The sequence below is a fragment of the Streptomyces sp. NPDC050147 genome (assembly GCF_040660195.1).
Taxonomy (GTDB): domain Bacteria; phylum Actinomycetota; class Actinomycetes; order Streptomycetales; family Streptomycetaceae; genus Streptomyces.
Genome location: NZ_JBFALJ010000002.1, coordinates 591,967 through 611,505 on the forward strand (window position 1 = coordinate 591,967; position 19,539 = coordinate 611,505).

17 protein-coding genes are annotated in these 19,539 nt (G+C 70.2%); 7 read left to right on the top strand and 10 right to left on the bottom strand.

Translation table 11 applies throughout. The features are described 5' to 3' along the window. Positions 1 to 7: 7 nt before the first annotated feature. Together AB0I94_RS06380 and AB0I94_RS06385 are read right to left on the bottom strand one after the other, a co-directional pair. Positions 8 to 1,393 (bottom strand): HAMP domain-containing sensor histidine kinase, encoded by a 1,386-nt coding sequence (locus AB0I94_RS06380; RefSeq protein WP_363308248.1) that lies wholly within the window; start codon positions 1,391 to 1,393, stop codon positions 8 to 10. Next, a complete protein-coding gene (locus AB0I94_RS06385) occupies positions 1,390 to 2,130 on the bottom strand; it encodes a response regulator transcription factor (protein ID WP_363308249.1) in 741 nt (246 codons plus the stop codon). Before AB0I94_RS06385 ends, AB0I94_RS06380 begins: the two co-directional genes overlap by 4 nt. 79 nt (positions 2,131 to 2,209) lie before the next feature. Here AB0I94_RS06385 and AB0I94_RS06390 point away from each other — a divergent pair, with 79 nt between their 5' ends. Beyond that, positions 2,210 to 3,388 carry a UDP-N-acetylglucosamine--N-acetylmuramyl-(pentapeptide) pyrophosphoryl-undecaprenol N-acetylglucosamine transferase gene (locus AB0I94_RS06390; RefSeq protein WP_363308321.1) on the top strand — a complete coding sequence of 393 codons (1,179 nt, stop codon included), beginning with the start codon at positions 2,210 to 2,212 and terminating at the stop codon, positions 3,386 to 3,388. Then, positions 3,385 to 4,392, top strand: a complete 1,008-nt coding sequence (locus tag AB0I94_RS06395) for a GDP-mannose 4,6-dehydratase (RefSeq protein ID WP_363308250.1) — start codon at positions 3,385 to 3,387, stop codon at positions 4,390 to 4,392. The genes AB0I94_RS06390 and AB0I94_RS06395 overlap by 4 nt, the downstream gene beginning before the upstream one ends. A gap of 45 nt (positions 4,393 to 4,437) precedes the next feature. Here AB0I94_RS06395 and AB0I94_RS06400 read toward each other — a convergent pair whose 3' ends face one another. Further along, positions 4,438 to 5,085, bottom strand: coding sequence for a TetR/AcrR family transcriptional regulator (locus AB0I94_RS06400; protein WP_363308251.1), 648 nt, complete (start codon positions 5,083 to 5,085; stop codon positions 4,438 to 4,440). 373 nt (positions 5,086 to 5,458) lie between these two features. On the opposite strand from AB0I94_RS06400, the gene AB0I94_RS06405 reads away from it, so the two are divergent. The 4 genes from AB0I94_RS06405 to AB0I94_RS06420 all read left to right on the top strand — a co-directional run bounded on the left by AB0I94_RS06405 (position 5,459) and on the right by AB0I94_RS06420 (position 9,690). Next, complete coding sequence (locus tag AB0I94_RS06405; protein ID WP_363308252.1) at positions 5,459 to 6,445, top strand: tetratricopeptide repeat protein; 987 nt, start codon at positions 5,459 to 5,461, stop codon at positions 6,443 to 6,445. A 590-nt stretch (positions 6,446 to 7,035) separates the two neighbouring features. Next, positions 7,036 to 7,653 (top strand): DUF6230 family protein, encoded by a 618-nt coding sequence (locus AB0I94_RS06410; RefSeq protein WP_363308253.1) that lies wholly within the window; start codon positions 7,036 to 7,038, stop codon positions 7,651 to 7,653. A gap of 140 nt (positions 7,654 to 7,793) precedes the next feature. Beyond that, on the top strand, positions 7,794 to 8,348 hold the full coding sequence (locus AB0I94_RS06415; RefSeq protein WP_363308254.1) for a DUF6114 domain-containing protein: 555 nt from the start codon (positions 7,794 to 7,796) through the stop codon (positions 8,346 to 8,348). Beyond that, entirely contained in the window at positions 8,338 to 9,690 is a 1,353-nt protein-coding gene (locus AB0I94_RS06420) for a hypothetical protein (RefSeq protein ID WP_363308255.1), read from the top strand. Before AB0I94_RS06415 ends, AB0I94_RS06420 begins: the two co-directional genes overlap by 11 nt. 108 nt (positions 9,691 to 9,798) lie before the next feature. Here the strand turns inward: AB0I94_RS06420 and pyk are convergent, their stop codons facing one another. From pyk to pta, 3 genes are all read right to left on the bottom strand, one after another. Beyond that, positions 9,799 to 11,226 carry a pyruvate kinase gene (gene pyk, locus AB0I94_RS06425; RefSeq protein WP_363308256.1) on the bottom strand — a complete coding sequence of 476 codons (1,428 nt, stop codon included), beginning with the start codon at positions 11,224 to 11,226 and terminating at the stop codon, positions 9,799 to 9,801. A gap of 111 nt (positions 11,227 to 11,337) precedes the next feature. Continuing rightward, entirely contained in the window at positions 11,338 to 12,561 is a 1,224-nt protein-coding gene (locus tag AB0I94_RS06430) for an acetate kinase (RefSeq protein ID WP_363308257.1), read from the bottom strand. Positions 12,562 to 12,649: 88 nt separating this feature from the next. Further along, positions 12,650 to 14,728, bottom strand: coding sequence for a phosphate acetyltransferase (gene pta, locus AB0I94_RS06435; protein WP_363308258.1), 2,079 nt, complete (start codon positions 14,726 to 14,728; stop codon positions 12,650 to 12,652). A gap of 300 nt (positions 14,729 to 15,028) precedes the next feature. Here pta and AB0I94_RS06440 point away from each other — a divergent pair, with 300 nt between their 5' ends. Beyond that, a complete protein-coding gene (locus tag AB0I94_RS06440; RefSeq protein WP_363308259.1) occupies positions 15,029 to 16,054 on the top strand; it encodes an ATP-dependent 6-phosphofructokinase in 1,026 nt (341 codons plus the stop codon). Positions 16,055 to 16,104: 50 nt separating this feature from the next. On the opposite strand, the gene AB0I94_RS06445 is transcribed toward AB0I94_RS06440, so the two are convergent. From AB0I94_RS06445 to AB0I94_RS06460, 4 genes are all read right to left on the bottom strand, one after another. Then, complete coding sequence (locus AB0I94_RS06445; protein WP_363308260.1) at positions 16,105 to 16,818, bottom strand: helix-turn-helix transcriptional regulator; 714 nt, start codon at positions 16,816 to 16,818, stop codon at positions 16,105 to 16,107. A 71-nt stretch (positions 16,819 to 16,889) separates the two neighbouring features. Beyond that, on the bottom strand, positions 16,890 to 17,636 hold the full coding sequence (locus AB0I94_RS06450) for a hypothetical protein (protein WP_363308261.1): 747 nt from the start codon (positions 17,634 to 17,636) through the stop codon (positions 16,890 to 16,892). A gap of 12 nt (positions 17,637 to 17,648) precedes the next feature. Continuing rightward, a complete protein-coding gene (locus tag AB0I94_RS06455) occupies positions 17,649 to 18,647 on the bottom strand; it encodes a hypothetical protein (RefSeq protein WP_363308262.1) in 999 nt (332 codons plus the stop codon). Positions 18,648 to 18,688: 41 nt separating this feature from the next. After that, entirely contained in the window at positions 18,689 to 19,345 is a 657-nt protein-coding gene (locus AB0I94_RS06460) for a hypothetical protein (RefSeq protein WP_363308263.1), read from the bottom strand. Between the last annotated feature and the right edge of the window lie 194 nt (positions 19,346 to 19,539).

The following is a 19,539-nucleotide window of genomic DNA, read 5'->3' on the forward strand; positions in this document are numbered from 1 at the left end:
CGCACGATCAACCCGGCAGCGTCAGCCGGAACAGCGCGCCCCCGCCGGGCGCCCTCTCCGCCGCGAGCTCCGCTCCGTGCGCGTGGGCGATCTGGCGGGCCATCGCGAGGCCGAGGCCCGAGCCCGGCAGGGCGCGCGCCTTCTCGGCGCGGTAGAAGCGGTCGAAGACGTACGGCAGATCCTCCTGAGCGATACCGGGACCGTGGTCGCGGACCGTCAGGGCGGCAGGGGTGAGGGAGACCTCCACGGGCGTGCCCGGCGGGCTGAACTTCGCCGCGTTGTCCAGGAGATTGGTGACGAGGCGGGAGAGGCGCGCGGGGACACCGGGGATGCTCGCGCCGACGGCGTCCGGTGCCACCCGCAGCGTGAACGGCACCTGCGGCCAGTGGCCGCGCGCCGCGTCGACGACGTGCGTGAGCAGGGGGGCCAGCCGCACCTCTTCGAGGAGGGGCTGCGGCTCCTCGTCGCGTGCCAGCTCGATCAGGTCGTTGACCATGCCGGTGACCTCGCGGAGCTGACGGCCGAGCGCGCCGGACGCCCGGTCGCGCTGAGCCTCGGTCAACCGGTCGCCGCGGGCCAGGAGTTCGGCGTTCGTACGCAGCGCGGTCAGCGGCGTACGCAGCTCGTGCGAGGCATCGGCGACCAGGCGACGGCGTGCCGTGACCGACTCCTCCAGCTCGGCCAGCATCGCGTTGAACGCGGCGGCCAGGCGGGTCACCTCGTCCTCGCGGCCCGGCGGCCCCGGCGGCAGCTCGATGCGGTGGCGGGCGTCACGGGTCGCCGCGATGCGCTCGGCCGTGGCGGTGAGGCGGGCGACCGGGGCGAGGCCGGTGCGCGAGACCCAGTAGCCGCCGAGCCCCGACAGGAGCACTCCGGCGCCGCCCACCGCGGAAAGCAGCCCCGCGGCCTGCCGCACGCCGCGCTCGGCGATGTCGGCGCGCAGGGCGACCTGGACGGCGTTCCCCGTGCCGTAGTTGGTCGTGTACATGCGGGTCGGCTTCCCGTACAGCGTCAGGCTCGTGTAGTACGGGGCGGCCCGGCCGCTCGCGACCTTCCTGGTGGACTCGGTGACCGGGAGCAGATAGGGCTTCGACGGGTCGTCCGCGGCGTCCGCGGGGACGATCTGGGAACAGGCGGGGGTGCCGGGGTAGCGGCACTCGTCCGTGACGACGCCCGGCTCGGCGTCGTACTCCCGCTGCTGGGCGATGAGGGTCGCCGACTGGGCGAGGTTCTGGTCGAGCTGCTGGTAGAGCTTGTAGCGGATGACGAGGAACGCGGCCACGCACACCCCGACCGCGACCAGGGCGACGGCCGCCGCCGCGGCGAGCGCGAGCCGGGTGCGCAGCGGACGCCTGCGCCGCCACCGCGCGCCGAGCCTGTGCCGGGCGCTCATGGGTTGCCCAGCCGGTAGCCGACGCCGTGCACGGTGTGCACGAGGCGGGGCTCGCCGTCCGACTCCAGCTTGCGGCGCAGGTAACCGACGTACACCGCGAGGGAGTTGGAGTCCGGCCCGAAGTCGCGCCCCCAGACCGACTCCTGGATGAGCTCGCGCGGAAGCACCTGCCCGGCGTTGCGCAGGAGCAGTTCAAGGAGGGCGGCCTCGGTGCGGCTGAACTCGACCGTGCGGTGGCCGCGGCGACCGGTGCGGGTCGACGGGTCGAGGACGAGATCGCCGTACGCGAGGTCGTCGGCGTCGACGGGGGAGTGCGGCTCCGGGGCGGCGCGGCGCAGCAGGGCACGGACGCGGGCGACCAGCTCGTCCAGCGCGAAGGGCTTCACCAGGTAGTCGTCGGCGCCCGCGTCGAGGCCGTCGACGCGTTCGCTCACCGAGCCGAGGGCGGTCAGGACGAGGACGGGGGTGCGGTCGCCGACGGCGCGCATCTGCCGGCAGACGGCGAGGCCGTCCATGACGGGCATCATCACGTCCAGGACCACCAGGTCCGGCTCCCAGCGGGCCACTGCCGAGAGCGCGCGCTGTCCGTCCGCGGCGCCGCGCACCACATGGCCCTCGACGGTGAGGCCGTCCTCGACCGCCGCGCGGACCTCGGGGTCGTCGTCGACCACGAGGATCTTGGCCGGTGACGGGCCGCCGCCGGTCGCGGGCGGCCTGGGCCTGCTCGTGAAGCTCATGGACCCAAGGTGCCAAACGCGGCTCTTAAAACCCTCTTAGACCTGCTCGTGATGCTCCATTGCCATGCGAACACCCGATATGCGATCTCCCGAGACAGGGCCCCGTGCCAACGGGCGGGCCCCTCTCTCCGTCGTCATCGGCGCGGGCGGCACCGGTGGACACATCTATCCCGGGCTCGCCCTCGCCGACGCCCTGCGCCGGGCGGTGCCGAGCGCGGTCGTCTCCTTCGTCGGCACGGAACGGGGCCTTGAGACCCGGCTGATACCGGAGGCCGGGTACCGCCTCCACACCGTCGACATGATCCCGTTCGACCCGTCGCTCGGCGCCAAGCGGTTCCTCCTGCCCGCCGCCCTGGTGAAGTCCGGCGTCCAGTGCCGCGCGATCCTGCGGGAGCAGGGGGCGCAGGTCGCGGTCGGGATGGGCGGCTACCCGAGCGCTCCCGTCATCGTCGGCGCCCGGATGGCGGCCCTGCCGAGTCTGATCCACGAGTCCAACGCGGTGCCGGGCCGGGCCAACCGCTTCGCGGCCCGCCTCACCCCGAACATCGCCGTCGCCTTCGACCGCAGCCGGGAGCATCTGCCGGGCGGCGAGCGCGCGTACACCACCGGGATGCCCATCGCGGCGCCCCTCGCCGCGCTCGACCGGGGCGCGCTGCGGGCCGGGGCCCGCCGGGAGTACGGGGTGCCGGACGCGGCCCGGCTGCTGCTCTTCAACGGCGGCAGCCTCGGCGCCGCCCGGCTGACCGAGGCGGCCGTGGGGCTCGCGGCGCGCTGGCGGCACCGCCCCGACGTACAGCTGCTGATCAAGACGGGACCCGCCGCGCTCGACGAGACGCGGCGGCGCCTGACGGAGGCGGGCGTGGAGGCGACCGCCCGCGCCGTGCCCTATCTCGACCGGATGGACCTCGCGTACGCGGCGGCCGATCTGGTGATCTGCCGCGCCGGTTCGGCGACCGTCGCCGAGCTCGCCGCCACCGGGGTTCCCGCCGTCCTCGTCCCCTATCCGCACGCGCCCGGCGACCACCAGACCCACAACGCGCGCGTCCTGTGCGACGCGGGCGCGGGGCTGTTGCTGCCCGACGGAGAGACGACGGCCGCACGGCTCGCGGAGCTCGTCGGACCGCTGCTCGCCGATCCGGCGCGGCTGGCCGCGATGAGCGGGGCGGCCGACCCGGGCCCGCATGCGCGGGCCGCCGATCTGCTCGCCGAGCGGGTCATCGAACTCACCCACCACACACCGCACCTGGAGTACGCATGAGCAGCGACGACACCACCTTCAGCTGGGCCGGCCGCACGGTCCTTGTCACCGGGGCCGAGGGCTTCATCGGCTCGACGCTCGTCGACCTGCTCCTGGAGCAGGGCGCGAAGGTCCGCGCCTTCGTGCACTACAAGCCGTACGCGGAGAAGGGCCACCTCGCGCATCTCCTCGGGGACCCGCGGGTCGAGATGCTCGCGGGCGACGTCCGTGACGCGGGGCGCGTGATGGACGCGGTCGCGGGCTGCGACACGGTCTTCCACCTGGCCGCGCTGATCGGGATTCCGTACTCGTACGACTCACCGGGGGCGTACGTCCAGACGAACGTCGTCGGTACGGAGAACGTGGCGGAGGCGTGCAGGCGGCACGACGTGCGGCGGCTCGTCCACACCTCCACGAGCGAGGTGTACGGGACGGCGCTGACGGCTCCCATCAGCGAGTCCCATCCCCTCCAGCCCCAATCCCCGTACTCCGCCTCGAAGATCGGCGCCGACATGACGGTGCTCTCGCACTGGCACGCGTTCGAGCTGCCGGTGACGGTGGTCCGCCCCTTCAACACCTATGGCCCGCGGCAGTCGGCCCGCGCGGTGATTCCCGCGATCCTGGCCCAACTGCACTCCGGTGCGCGGGAGATCAAGCTGGGCTCACTGACACCCACTCGGGACTTCACGTACGTGACGGACACCGCGCGGGGCTTCATGGCCCTGGCGCGGTGCGACGCGGCTCTCGGCCACGCGGTCAACCTCGGCGTGGGCCAGGAGATCTCGATCGGTGCGCTGGCCGAGGCGCTGATCGAGGCGTCCGGTCGCGAGGCGAAGGTGGTCGTCGACCCGTCCCGCCTGCGTCCCTCGGGGAGCGAGGTCCAGCGGCTCCTGTCGGACAACTCCCGGGCGAGGGCCTTGGCGGGCTGGACTCCGTCGGTTTCCTTGAGTGAGGGGCTGAAGAGGACGTCGTCCTGGGTCGCGGACCATCTCCACCTCTTCGCGGCGGACCGCTACCAGGTCTGACTTTCGCCTGCGGGGCGGTGGCGCGGAGGCGCGGAGGCGGGCGGGTCAGGGGCTGGTGGTGGCCTCCGGCCCGGCAGCCGCCGCCAAGCCGCCCAGCAGGAGCAGCGTGAAGCTGCGGGCCCAGGCCTCGTCGACCGGTTCCGCGCTGACCAGGGTGCGGTGGACCACCGCGCCGGCGATCACGTCGAAGATGAGGTCGGCCGTGCGCCGGGCGGCGGCGGGATCGGGTTCGGGCGGCAGCTCCCCGCGGTCCTGGGCCCGCTTGCGCCCCGCCAGGACCAGCCGCTTCTGGCGGTCCACGATCGACGTACGGATCCGCTCCCGCAGCGGCTCGTCCGACGTCGACTCCGCCACCACGGCCATCAACGCGGTCTTCGTCTCGGGACGGCCGAGCAGCGCCGCGAACTGCAGCACCACGCCCTCGATGTCCGCCGCCAGGCTGCCGCGGTCCGGCAGTTCCAGCTCGTCGAACAGCTCCGCCACCGCGTCCACGACCAGCTCGCTCTTGCCCGCCCAGCGCCGGTACAGGGTCGTCTTGGCGACGCCCGCGCGCGTGGCGACATCTCCGAGGGTCAGCTTGGACCAGCCGAGCTCGACCAGGGCCTGACGGGTCGACTCCAGGATCGCGGTGTCCGCCGCGGCGTTGCGGGGGCGGCCACCGGTACGGGCGTGAGGGGGGAAGCGGTGCTGCATCCCGCGACCATACCGGCCAGTACGGAAAGGGTCTGAGCGGCGGCGCGTGAGGCAGATCACCGGAGTTCTCGCAGGCCCGCCGTCCCCTCGGCATCGCATGGCAGTTACGCTACGAGCCGTAGCGAAAGAAGAGCGGGCGGGACGAACGGCAACTCCTCGGCGCCCGCTTTCTTTCGCCGCGAACGAACAGCGACAACCACAGCACGACCACAGCGACAACCAGAGCGGCAAGCACCGGCGCAGGGTGGGGACCCTGCGCCGCAACCATCGGTCCTCCTCGGGACCTTGGCGCCACGACCGTCCGCGGCCCCGCAATCCGGCGGGGGGCCTCGGACGGGCGCGGTTCCGGCACGGCTTGGGGGAGGATGTACTCATGCAGCCACGGAACATGTCCATGAGCGGAGTCGTCGACCTCGCCGCCGTGAAGGCGGCCCAGGAGGCCAAGGCGAAGGCGGAGCAGGCGCGCGCCGAAGCGGCCAGGCAGGGCGGGGGTGCCGTATCGGGCGTCTCCCCGTCGAGTCTCGTCATCGACGTAGACGAGGCCGGGTTCGAGCGCGAGGTCCTGCAGCGCTCCACCGAAGTGCCCGTCGTCATCGACTTCTGGGCCGAGTGGTGCGAGCCGTGCAAGCAGCTGAGCCCGCTGCTCGAAGGCCTCGCGCGGGAGTACAACGGCCGTTTCGTCCTCGCCAAGATCGACGTCGACGCCAACCAGATGCTGATGCAGCAGTTCGGGGTCCAGGGGATCCCGGCCGTCTTCGCGGTGGTGGCCGGGCAGGCCCTGCCGCTCTTCCAGGGCGCGGCCCCGGTGGAGCAGATCCGCCAGACCCTGGACCAGTTGATCCAGGTCGGCGAGGAGCGCTTCGGTCTGACCGGCCTCGCCGTCGACCCGGACGCACAGGGCGAGGAGCGGCAGGACGCCCCCGTCGCCGAGGCGCCCCCGGGGCCGTACGACGCCCTGCTCGAAGCCGCTGTCCAGGCGCTGGACGCGGGCGACTTCGGCGGCGCCGTCCAGGCGTACCGCAACGTACTGAACGACGACCCCGGCAACACCGAGGCCAAGCTCGGCCTGGCCCAGGCCGAACTGCTGCGGCGCGTACAGGGCCTTGACCCGCAGCAGGTGCGCAAGGACGCCGCCGACCGGCCCACGGACGTGGCCGCGCAGATCGTCGCCGCCGACCTGGATCTGGTCGGCGGGCACGTGGAGGACGCCTTCGGGCGGCTCATCGACGCGGTGCGGCGCACGGCGGGAGAGGACCGGGACGCCGCGCGCGTGCGGCTCCTCGAACTCCTTGAGGTGGTCGGCTCGGACGACCCCCGGGTGACGGCGGCGCGGACGCAGCTCGCGCGGGTGCTCTTCTGATCCGTTCCCCCGGTCGTTCGCTGACCAGTCCCTAAACGCCGGGGCTTGTGATGCCCGAGTGAAAATTCGCCGCCAAGGCGTCACAGTGGCCGCGCTTTACCAAAACTTGGTAAACGCGGCCACTGTTACTCGGAGTAAGGCCAGGTCGGTCTTGTGTCCCGTTGTGCCCTTCAACATCCTGGTCTGTTCCTGCCCATGGGTGCACCGTCCGTGGCCGACCGATACCGCCCGGTCGTGGTTCGGTTATCGCTCCGTTACTAGCCAGTAACGAAGCCCCTTGTGCGGGGACCGAGAATGCACCACGATCGGCGACGCTCGGTCCAATAACCCGCAGCCCGAAAGCCAGTCGGGAGCGGGCTTTCTGGGTCCCCACCGAGCAGGCCGGAGACACCCCGTCACCGGCCTTGGACAGGGGGGTCTCTGCCATCGGCAGGGCCTGTCCGGCAGGTTGTGCGTGTCGCGTGCGACCAGTGGTTGTCGCTCGGGGGTGATCTCCCGAGGACGTAGCGCTTCTCCCATCCCTGCCCGACTGAGCCGCCCGAACGGGATCAGTCAGGGCCGGAGATGTACGTCCGAGAAGGAGGAAAGTCATGGAGTCCGTGGCTCGTGGCGGAACCAGATGGAAGCGGTTCGCCGTAGTCATGGTGCCGAGCGTCGCGGCGACTGCCGCGATAGGCGTGGCCCTCTCGCAGGGTGCACTCGCGGCATCGTTCAGTGTGTCCGGTCAGCAGTTCAAGGTGACTGCCGACCAGCTCGACGGTACGGGTTTCGTCCAGTACGGGGCGCTCGACAGCGGCAAGTCGGGTAACCACCCGGTCGCCGTCGTCGGCCTCGAATCAGCCAAGATCACCAACCTGTGTCAGTCCGTCGTCGTTCCGGTCCCCGTCTTCGGCGACGTGTCGATGACCCTCAAGGCCGGCGCCAAGGGCGGCCCCAGGGTCGAGGCGAAGAAGCTCTACATCGACGCCGATGACCTGAAGGCCGACGCGACGTTCACCAACGTCGACATCGGTGTCTCGGTCGACCAGACCACCAAGGGCCCGGGTCCGTCGAAGGGTGACAAGTACGCCCCCGACTCGTTCGCGCAGCAGGCTGACAAGGTGCGGTTCACCGACGTCAAGCAGCGCGCGTGGGCGACCACCGCCGGCACCTTCAAGCTCTCTGGTCTGGCCATGTCGGTCAAGAAGGGCAAGCACGAGTGCTACTGAGGCAACTGATGCCTTAGCACCGGTACTTGTTGCGAAGAACGGCCGGGCGCGGGGGCGCACGGATCTTGACCTCGACCGTCCCCGTGCCCGAATCCGCAGGACACACAGAACCAACGCCATTCCCCGAGGAGCTGTACGACATGAGCGCCGAAGCGCAAGTGGGACTGGGCGACAAGCTCGGCCGGATGCGCCGATCGTTCCGAGGGTGGCGCGGTCAGCGCCCGTTCTGGGGTGGTCTGCTGACGTTGCTCGGCGGCATCCCGATCATGTACTTCCCGTACGCGAACCTCACGATCGGCACGATGACGATCCGGATGGCGACGACCGCCGGTGCCGGTTCGCTCATCATCGGCGTCCTGCTCGTGGTGCTCGGCCTGACCATGTGGTTCCAGCCGCATTCCCGGATCTTCGCGGGTGTCGCGGCGATCCTGCTCGCCCTGGTCTCCCTGGTGGTCTCCAACTTCGGCGGCTTCGTCATCGGCTTCCTGCTCGCTCTGCTCGGTGGTGCCCTCGGCATCTCCTGGGCGGCGGCCAAGCCGGTGAAGGCATCCGCGAAGAAGCGGACCGAAGGCTCTGACGACGGGGCGCCGGAGCCCGCGGCCGCGGGGGCCGCGAACGGGGTGAGCGGCACTACGGACGATCTGTCAGGAACGAGCCCGGACAACGGGACGAACGGGAGGCACCGTGCCGGCTGACGAGGTGCACCAGGTGGACTCCGCGGGGGAGGCCCGCGCGAGATCCGGGCCGCGCCACGCGGCACCCAGAAAGCCGCTCCTCACCCGCCTGCATGTCCCGGCGGGCAAGGCGATAGCCATCGCGGCCATGCCGACCGCGGTCCTCATGGGCATGGGCCTGACCCCCCAGCTCGCGCAGGCCAAGCCGCTGCCGAAGAACCCCTTCCAGGACGGCCCGTGTGTCACGGCGCCGGACGATGCATCCGAGGCCACCAAGGAAGCCGACAAGGCTGCCGAGGAGAAGGCGGAGAAGGAGAAGGCCGAGCAGGCGGAGAAGGAAGCCGCCGACAAGGCCGACAAGACCGGCAAGGGCGACGACGGCAAGGCCACCGCCGAGCCGACGCCCGCTCCCGCCGCCGGTGACAAGGCGGGCTCGGACGCCGGTTCCGGCAAGGCCGAGCCGACTCCGTCGCCTTCGCAGGGCAAGGACGACAAGGACGCTGAGCCCGCTCCGGAGCCCTCCGAGAGCAAGAATCCGCTGGACCCGCTGGGTGTCGGCCCCGCGCTCGAGGACCTCTTCACGCCCGACGAGAAGGAGTCGAAGAGCCCCACGCCGACTCCCTCCGCCTCGGAGGAGAGCAAGTCCCCCCGGTCCGGTACGGACGCCGCGAAGGACACGGTGGACGACGTCACCAAGCCCGTCGAGGACACCGTCGGCGGGGTCACGGACGGCGTCAAGGACGGTGCGGGCAAGGCCGGGGACACGGTCGACAAGGCCAAGGAAGACGCCAAGGAAGACGCAGAGAAGGCCGCCGAGAAGGCTGCCGACGAGGCGGAGGCCGAGGAGTCCGCGGACCCGATGGCACCGGACGAGAACGGCAAGAAGCCGTTCCCGTGCGTCGTCGAGAAGAAGGTCGACGGAAAGGCCGAGCAGACGCCCGCGCCGATCCCGAACCAGCCGTGGCACCTGGAAGCCAGCTCGCTCACCCTCAAGGGCGCGGACTACCAGGGCGTCGTGAACCTGACGATGCCGGGCGGCAAGACCAAGCAGGCCCTGAAGTATGTCGTCCAGAACACGGACATCGGTGACCTGCACCAGATCGTCGAGGGCCCGGCCGGCAAGAAGTACCACGTCCAGGCCGAGAAGGGCTCCACGTCCACGATCCGTGGCGGCGAGACGACGATGTACACCGAGTCGATCTCCGGCAAGCTCTTCGGCCTGATACCGATCACGTTCGACCCGGAGCACCCGCCGCCCCTGAACATCCCGCTGATCTACTTCACGGACGTGAAGGTGCAGCAGGCGGGGCAGTTCGGCGGCAACCTGCACGTTCCCGGCCTGAGCCAGACGATCACCGACTGATCCTCGTACGATCAGCGGCCGGTCCCCAAGACCCCACCGGGAGCCGCAGAGCACTGAGGGCGCCCCCTGCATCAGGGGGCGCCCTCAGTGTCGTGTCAGGAGCGGGGATCAGCCGCGCTCGCCGCCCAGGTGGTGCACCCGGACCATGTTGGTGGTGCCGGGGACACCGGGGGGCGAACCTGCCGTGATGATCACGGTGTCGCCGTCGTTGAAGCGGTTCAGCCTCACCAGCTCGGCGTCCACGAGGTCGACCATCGCGTCGGTGTTGTCGACGTGCGGCACGACGTACGAGTCCACGCCCCAGCTCAGGGAGAGCTGGTTGCGGGTGGCCTCGTCGGTGGTGAAGGCCAGGATCGGCTGGGCCGCGCGGTAGCGGGACAGACGACGGGCCGTGTCACCGGACTGCGTGAAGGCGATCAGCGCCTCGGCGCCGAGGAAGTCCGCGATCTCGGCGGCGGCACGAGCCACCGAACCACCCTGCGTACGCGGCTTCTTGCCGGGCACGAGCGGCTGCAGACCCTTGGAGAGCAGCTCCTCCTCGGCCGCCGCGACGATCTTCGACATCGTCTTGACGGTCTCGATCGGGTAGGCGCCCACGGACGACTCGGCGGACAGCATGACCGCGTCCGCGCCGTCCAGGATCGCGTTGGCGACATCGGACGCCTCGGCGCGCGTGGGGCGCGAGTTGGTGATCATCGACTCCATCATCTGGGTCGCGACGATCACCGGCTTGGCGTTGCGGCGGCACATCTCCACGAGGCGCTTCTGCACCATCGGGACCTTTTCGAGCGGGTACTCGACGGCCAGGTCACCACGGGCGACCATGACGGCGTCGAAGGCCGCGACGACGCCCTCCATGTTGGCGACGGCCTGCGGCTTCTCCACCTTGGCGATGACGGGGACCCGGCGGCCCTCCTCGTCCATCACCTTGTGGACGTCCTTGACGTCGCTCGCGTCGCGCACGAAGGAGAGGGCGACCATGTCGCAGCCCATCTTCAGCGCGAAGCGCAGGTCCTCGATGTCCTTCTCGGAGAGCGCGGGCACGTTCACGGCCGCGCCGGGCAGGTTGATGCCCTTGTGGTCGGAGATGACGCCGCCCTCGACGACGATCGTCTTCACCTGCGGCCCGCTCACCTCGACGACGCGCAGCTCGACGTTGCCGTCGTTGATCAGGATCTGGTCGCCCTTGGAGACGTCACCGGGCAGGCCCTTGTAGGTGGTGCCACAGATGGTCTTGTCGCCGGGGACGTCCTCGGTGGTGATGGTGAACTCGTCACCGCGCACCAGCTCGACGGGGCCCTCGGCGAAGGTCTCCAGACGGATCTTCGGGCCCTGCAGGTCGGCGAGGACGCCGACGGCACGGCCGGTCTTGTCGGCAGCCGCACGGACGCGGTCGTACCGCCCCTGGTGTTCGGCGTGCGTGCCGTGGCTGAAGTTGAAGCGGGCCACATTCATGCCGGCCTCGATCAGCGAGACGAGCTGCTCTTCGGAGTCGACGGCGGGGCCCAGCGTGCAGACGATTTTGGAACGGCGCATAGGGGCGATCCTATCGGTTTGTTTCGCTACGGAATATTCCGTCTGGTGGAATCTACAAATGGGCGGAACTGCGCTCAGGCGTTGCGGTGACGAATTGCTGATGAATTGTGATTACGACGGGTTGTTATGACGGTTCCCGACCAGCGCGTAGGTCTGCTGCGCGATCTCCAGCTCCTCATCGGTGGGGACAACGGCGACCGCGACCCGCGCGTACTCCGGTGAGACGAGGCGGGCCTCGTCGGAACGTACAGCGTTGAGCTCTCCGTCGACCGCGAGCCCCAGCTCCTCCAGGCCCGCGACGGCAGCTTCCCGCACCGGCGCCGCGTTCTCACCGACCCCCGCCGTGAAGGCGACGGCGTCCACCCGGCCGAGTACGGCGTAGTAGGCGCCGATGTACTTCTTCAGACGGTGGATGTAGATGTCGAAGGCGAGCGTGGCCGCCTCGTCGCCCTCGTCGACGCGGCGCCGGATCTCCCGCATGTCGTTGTCGCCGCAGAGACCGACCAGACCGCTCTTCTTGTTGAGCAGGGTGTCGACCTCGTCGATCGACATCCCGCCGACGCGGGCCAGGTGAAAGACGACCGCCGGGTCCACGTCACCGGAACGAGTACCCATCACAAGACCCTCAAGCGGCGTGAGCCCCATCGAAGTCTCCACGCACCTGCCGCCCCGCACGGCGCTCGCGGAGGCGCCGTTGCCCAGGTGCAGCACGATGACGTTCACCTCCTGCGGCGTCCTGCCGAGCAGCTTGGCGGTCTGCCGGGACACGTACGCGTGCGACGTCCCATGGAAGCCGTAGCGCCGCACGCGGTGCTGGTCGGCGGTGGCCACGTCGATCGCGTAGCGCGCCGCCGACTCCGGCATCGTCGTGTGGAACGCCGTGTCGAAGACGGCGACCTGCGGGAGATCCGGGCGCAGCGCCTGGGCCGTACGGATGCCGGTGATGTTGGCCGGGTTGTGCAGCGGCGCCACCGGGACGAGCCGCTGGATCTCCGCGAGCACCTCGTCCGTGATGACCGTCGGCGCGCTGAACTTCAGCCCGCCGTGCACCACGCGGTGACCGATCGCGGCCAGCTCGGGGGAGTCGAGGCCGAGCCCGTCGGCCTTCAGTTCGGCGGCGACGGCCTTCAGCGCCGCCTCGTGGTCGGCGATCGGCTCCTCGCGCTCCCGCTCCTCGCCGCCGCCGGACAGCGGGGTGTGCTTGAGCCGCGAGGTCTCCTCGCCGATGCGCTCGACCAGGCCGACCGCGAGCCGCGAGCTGTCGCGCATGTCGAGCAGCTGGTACTTCACCGACGAGGAGCCGGAGTTGAGGACGAGGATACGGGTGGCGGTCACGGGGGAGGTGCTTTCTGTAGACGTTGTACGAAGTGGGATATCTGCCCTTTGATATCTGTCATCCGATATCGGGCCATAGGGCCATCGCTTATGTGCCGGCGGAGCCCTGCGCCTGGATCGCGGTGATCGCGACCGTATTGACGATGTCTTGGACGAGAGCGCCGCGGGACAAATCGTTGACCGGCTTGCGCAGGCCCTGGAGGACCGGGCCGACGGCGATGGCGCCCGCCGAGCGCTGGACGGCCTTGTACGTGTTGTTGCCGGTGTTCAGGTCCGGGAAGATCAGCACGCTGGCCTGCCCCGCGACCTCCGAGTCCGGCAGCTTCGTCGCCGCGACCGAGGGCTCCACGGCGGCGTCGTACTGGATCGGCCCCTCGATCTTCAGGTCGCTCCGGCTCTCCCGCACCAGCTCCGTCGCCTCGCGCACCTTGTCGACGTCGGCGCCCGAGCCGGACGTACCCGTCGAGTACGAGAGCATCGCGATCCGCGGCTCCACGCCGAACTGCTCGGCGGTGGCCGCCGCCTGGACGGCGATGTCGGCGAGCTGCTCGGCGTTCGGGTCCGGATTCACCGCGCAGTCGCCGTAGACGAGCACCTTGTCGGCGAGGCACATGAAGAAGACCGAGCTGACGATCGAGGCGTCGGGCTTCGTCTTGATGATCTCGAAGGCGGGCCGGATGGTGGCGGCCGTGGAGTGCACGGAACCCGACACCATGCCGTCGGCGAATCCTTCCTGCACCATCAGGGTGCCGAAGTAGTTCACGTCCGCGACGACGTCGTACGCGAGCTCGACGGTGACGCCCTTGTGGGCGCGCAGCTCGGCGTACTTGGCGGCGAAAGCGTCCCGCAGCTCGGAGGTCTGCGGGTCGATGAGCTGCGAATCGGCGAGATCGACGCCGAGGTCCGCGGCCTTCTTGCGGATCTGCTCGACCGGGCCGAGCAGCGTCAGGTCGCAGACGCCGCGGCGAAGCAGCACGTCGGCGGCGCGCAGGACGCGCTCCTCGGTGCCCTCGGGCAGCACGACGCGGCGCTTGTCGGAACGCGCCTGCTCCAGGAGCTTGTGCTCGAACATCATCGGCGTGACGCGGTCGCTGCTGGGGGCCTGTACGCGGCTGAGCAGCCCGGCCGTGTCGACGTACCGCTCGAAGAGCCCGAGGGCGGTCTCCGCCTTGCGGGGCGTGGCGGCGTTCAACTTCCCCTCCAAGGCGAAGAGTTCGCCCGCGGTGGGGAAGGAGCCGCCGGAGACCGCGATGACCGGGGTGCCGGGCGCGAGGCGGTCGGCGAGCTTCAGGATCGCCTCGCCGGGCTGCTCGTTGAGGGTGAGCAGGACGCCCGCGATGGGCGGCGTACCGGCGCTGTGCGCGGCGAGCGAGCCCACGACGAGGTCGGCGCGGTCGCCCGGGGTGACCACGAGGCAGCCCGGGGTCAGGGCGTTCAGGAAGTTCGGCAGCATCGCGCCGCCGAAGACGAAGTCGAGCGCGTCACGGGCGAGCCCCGCGTCGTCGCCGAGCACGACGCGGCCACCGAGCGCGTGGGTGATCTGGGCGACCGTGGGGGCGGCGAGTGCGGGCTCGTCCGGGAGGACGTAGGTGGGCACGGGGAGGGTGCCCGCGAGGCCCTCGTGGATCTCGTCGCGGTCGGCGGGCGCCACCCGGTTGGTGACCATCGCGAGGACGTCGCAGCCCAGGCTCTCGTACGCGCGGTAGGCGTTGCGCGTCTCGGCGCGGACGGACTCGGCGGTCTGCTTCTTGCCGCCGACGACGGGTATCACCGAGGCGCCGAACTCGTTGGCGAGGCGGGCGTTGAGGGACAGCTCGTCCGGGAGCTGGGTGTCGGCGAAGTCCGTGCCGAGCACGAGGACGATCTCGTAGTCCCGCGCCACTCGGTGGAAACGGTCGACGAGCCGGGAGACCAGCTCGTCGGTGCCCTGCTCGGCCTGGATCGCGGTGGCCTCGTGGTAGTCCATGCCGTACCCGGACGCCGCGTCCTGCGCGAGCCGGTAGCGGGCGCGGAGGAGGTCGAAGAGACGGTCGGGCCCGTCGTGGACCAGCGGCCGGAAGACCCCCACCCGGTCGACCTGGCGGGTCAGGAGTTCCATGACCCCCAGCTCGATGACCTGGCGGCCGTCGCCCCGGTCGATCCCGGTCACGTACACGCTGCGCGTCACGCGTGCTCTCCCCTTCATCGCTGCGGTTTTCCCTGGCCGCCCGGCGAGACCGGGCGACTTCCGTCAGGGTCGGACAAATGACCCGATATGGTTGCCGTGCCCTGTTGACAATACCTCTGCGGCTGGCTAGGTCGCCCGCCGGACGAAAGGCCTCGTGAAGCGGGCTCAAGGGCCTTCTCCCCAGGATCGGGCGGGGCAGCCGTGGACGGGGCGCTCCGTGTGTGAGCGGCACCGGGTTCGCGGTCATGGAACAATCAGACCGGCTCACAAGCATCAACAGCGAGCAGGAGACACAGCACGATGCGCATCGGAATTCTCACCGCAGGCGGCGACTGCCCCGGCCTCAACGCAGTGATCCGGTCGGTCGTGCACCGAGCCGTCACGCAGTACGGCGACGAGGTCATCGGCTTCGAGGACGGTTACGCGGGCCTGCTCGACGGCCGCTACCGCTCCCTCGGTCTCAACGAGGTCAGCGGCATCCTGGCCCGTGGCGGAACGATTCTCGGCTCCTCGCGCCTGGAGCGCGACCGCTTCCGGGCCGCCTGCGAGGACGCGCGCGCGCTCGCCAAGGAGATCGGCTTCGACGCGCTGATCCCGATCGGCGGCGAGGGCACGCTCACGGCAGCGAAGATGCTGTCGGACGCGGGCCTGCCGGTGGTGGGGGTCCCGAAGACGATCGACAACGACATCTCCTCCACGGACCGCACCTTCGGCTTCGACACGGCGGTGGGTGTGGCGACGGAGGCGATGGACCGCCTCAAGACGACGGCCGAGTCCCACCAGCGCGTCATGGTGGTCGAGGTCATGGGCCGGCACGCGGGCTGGATCGCCCTGGAGTCCGGCATGGCCGGCGGTGCCCACGGCATCTGCCTCCCCGAGCGCCCCTTCGACCCCGCCGACCTGGTCACCTTGATCGAGGAGCGGTTCTCGCGCGGCAAGAAGTTCGCGGTGATCTGCGTGGCCGAGGGTGCGCACCCCCTGGAGGGCACCATGAACTACGGCGTGGGCGCGATCGACCAGTTCGGCCACGAGCGCTTCCAGGGCATCGGCACGGCGCTCGCGTACGAGCTGGAGACCCGCCTCGGCAAGGAGGCCAAGCCGGTCATCCTCGGCCACGTCCAGCGCGGCGGCACTCCGACGGCGTACGACCGCGTCCTCGCGACCCGCTTCGGCTGGCACGCGGTGGAGGCGGCGCACCGCGGTGACTACGGGCGGATGACGGCCCTGCGGGGTACGGACATCACGATGGTGCCGCTGGCGGAGGCTGTCACCGAGCTGAAGACGGTGCCGAAGGACCGGATGGACGAGGCGGAGTCGGTCTTCTAGGGGTCGGTTTACTTGCCGGGCCTAGGGGTCGGTCCGCTCACCGGGGGTGGTCAGACCCCGGCCCCCGTCCCCCGCACCTGAGTCCAGAAGTGCTCAAGGATCTTGTCCAGATAGTCCTGCCCGGCGCTCCCCGACGCGTCGGCCCCGTCGCCGCCGCCCCAGCTGAGCGTCCGCACCATGCGCGACTGATAGTCGGCATGCAGCTGCTGCAACACATCCTCGAGATGCCGCTTCCGCACGGGCAGCATCTTGCTGACGGGCCGCACGTACCCCTGCCAGCGGGTGGTCACGGCCCTGCGCAGCAGGTCGGCGAGGTCGTCGGCGCGCCCGATGACGTTGATGAAGTCGGGCAGGGGCAGTTGCAGCACCTCGGCGAGGGCGGCGGACTGCCGCTCGTTGCCGCGCCAGGCGTTGGTCTCCTCCATGTGCAGATAGGCGTGGATCTCGACGCCGGCCCCCCGCGCCACATCCTCGGGCGCGAGCCCGCGGGCGAGCCGGTGCTCGCGCAGGGTGGTGGCGGCGCCCATGAGCTCACCGGGGGAGCACCACAGGGTCCCGGCCAGGGCGGTGAGCTCGGCGGAGGTGGGCGCGGCGAGCCCGCGCTCCCAGGCGGCGATGGTCTCCGGGGTGATGTACGGGAGCCCATAACTCACCTGCATCCCATAGGCGACATGCCCGTGGGCCATCCCCAGAGCCTCACGCAGGCGCCGGGCGGCGGGGAAGTTGAACGGGGGCGTCGGCTGATTGGGCTGGCTCGATTGCACGGGCACACGGTATGGGTGCGGAGGGCTGGCGACTACGGTGCGTTCATACGAGGTTGCGGATTGGTGCGAAGCTACGGGCGGCTGGGCGCACCCAGCAGGGCGTCCAGGGCATGCGCGTACTCCCGGAAGAGCGCCCGGGCATCGGGACGTGCCGGCGAGTCGGGGAGCAGCAGATCGGCGAGGAAGGCCACGCGCCACATCCGGTAGACGGTCATGGCTCCGCGCGCGCTGTCGGGCCCCTCGTCCAGCGCCCCACCGACAAGACCCACCGCGATCCGCAACGCCTCGGCGATCAGTGCGGCACCACGCGCGACGCCGGGCCCGCGCGCGATCGCCGCGTTGACCAGCGCCTGAAGGAACCGCGTCAGTTGCAGGTCCGCGCCCACGCGGCTCATCCGCCGCACCGTGTCGGGCTCTCCGAGTCGGGGTGACACGTCCTCGTAGACGGAGGACCACATCAGCATCGCCGGTGCGCTCACGGGGTGCGCGCGCAGATAGCCGAGCTCATCGAAGATCTCCATGACCGGGCCTCCGAAGTCGCCGACCTCCTTGATCACTTCGAGGAGCCGCGCAACGTCGTCCCGCCGCGTCGACCCGAGCTCGTCCACAGACGCCTCTTGCGGCGACCATGTCTCCGTCGCGGCGACCGCCCCGATCTCCACGATCCCGCCGAGCGGACCGAAGACCGCACGGCCGAGGGCGTCTTCGGGGATGTCCCACTCCGGCATGCGACTCGGGGCGGACGTGATGAGGTTTTCGCTCTCTTCCGCTGCCCTGAGCCCCGATGAGCCGGAGCCCAGGTCGGATTGCTGGGTCATGTCGTGCCTCGGCTACCGGTTGATCGACTGGATCTCCTCGACCACGACCTCCTGATCCGCGCCGAACTCCCCGTCAGGGAGCTTTTCGGGATTATCGACCCCCGTGCCGGTCCAATGGATCTCCCACGTGACCGTCGCCTTGAGCGGGTACGAGCCGTCGCCGGACGAGCGGAGGTACTTCACGCCGCAGGGCGGGTCCTGATCGGCCTTGCCCTTGGCGTACGGCTCGCCGATCTTGCCGTCGTTGATCGGGCAGACGCCGGAGGCGGGGTAGGTCTCGGCGTCCTTGGTGCCCGGGTCGATCTTGAGGGAGACGGGTTCGGCGGTCGTGGTCGCCTCGATGCCGATGTCGGGGACGGAAGCCGTCACCGACACCGGCTTGAACTCCGCGCCGTCCAGCCAGGCCCAGGTCGGCAGGTTGACCTTGGTCGGGCCCTCCGGGGCGAGGGTCACCTCGGTGCCGGGTACGCGGACTTCGGCGTACGCGAGCTTCGCGAGGATCTCGGGGGTGATGGCCTCGGGGATGTCCGCCGGGGGTGGATCGCCCTTGTCGACCCAGAAGAAGGGCTTCTTGCAGGCGTCCCAGCCGGGCGGGTAGCTGTCGTTGGAGAAGGACGTCCACCAGTAGCCCTCGCCGGCCTTGTCCTGGTTGAAGTCCTTGTAGGGCTCGCCGTCCACGTACCGCTTCTTCTGCTCCAAGTCCCACTGGTGCCCCGTCGACTCGGCCTGCCAGATCGGCTCGACGTACTTCTTGAACTGGGCGGGTGTGTACTTGGGGGCGTACCAGCAGGCGGGCGGGGTCCAGTTCGTGGCCGGGGTCACCGCGCCGGTCTTGGCGCCGGTGCCGTTCTTGGAGCGGTCGTAGACGATGCCGGACGCGGTGGCGGACAGCTGATCTCCGTCCGCGTTGCCGGAGGCGTCGCTGTCGGAGCCGTTGCCGCCCCCAAGCCCGCCGCCCCCTGGTGGCGTCTGGTCGGCAAGGGCGGCAGGCGGCGCAAGGGTCCATGCCATGGCTGCCAGGGCTGTGACCGTGAGGATCCGGCGTGGTCGGCTCATGGCTGGCATACCGCAGCACCCCGGGTGGATGTGATCTTCACGAGTTCCCAGACCCCCTCTTGGTTCTTCTCGACCTGAGCGCCGTACAGGATGTAGCTCCTCTTGGTCACCTTGGTGCGCTTGACCTGACCGGTCTTGATGACCTTGCTGTAGCCCTTGCTCTCGTCGCCGCAGTACGTGAGTGACGCGGCTGTCTTGGACTTCACGGTCACCTGGCGGTTGAAGTACTTCACCGTCCCTGTGACCGTCCAGCCCGCGTTCTTGAACGCCTTCACCCAGCTCTGCGATGACGCCGCCGCCTCGCCCTCGGTGAAGAACTCCAGCGCCGGGAGTCGCGGATCACCGGCCACGATCGCCGCGTTGAGCGCGCGGATGAAGTCCGAGTTGTCACGGAGGATCGCGTCCTTGGCCGCGTCGCCGGTCTGCTCCGGCTTGAAGAACAGCTTGACGTCGGAAGGCAGTTCGACCTTAGGGCGCGCCGCACCCGCAGGGTCCGATGCGCTGGGCGAAGCCGACCTCTCCTCGCCCGCCTTGTCCGCTCCAGCGATCTTGTCATTGTCCTTGGACTCGTCGTCCCCGCTGCCGCAGGAAGAAAGCAGCAAAGCCGCGGAAGCGGTGAGGGCGACCGTCGCGAGACGGAGAGGGCGGTTCACTGAGTGCTCCTGATGAGGGTGAGAGTCGGCGCGAGCTAAGCACGCTAGTGCGAGCTGATCCGTGGCACCAGAGAGAAATCTGGCGATGAATGGGGCGTGAGCGGCTCATCCCGGTGAATCCGGGCAGCCCTTCGATTCCAGGGATCGCGCGGCGGTCTTCCGTCGGGCGCGTGGGTGTTGCCCGACCAGGACTC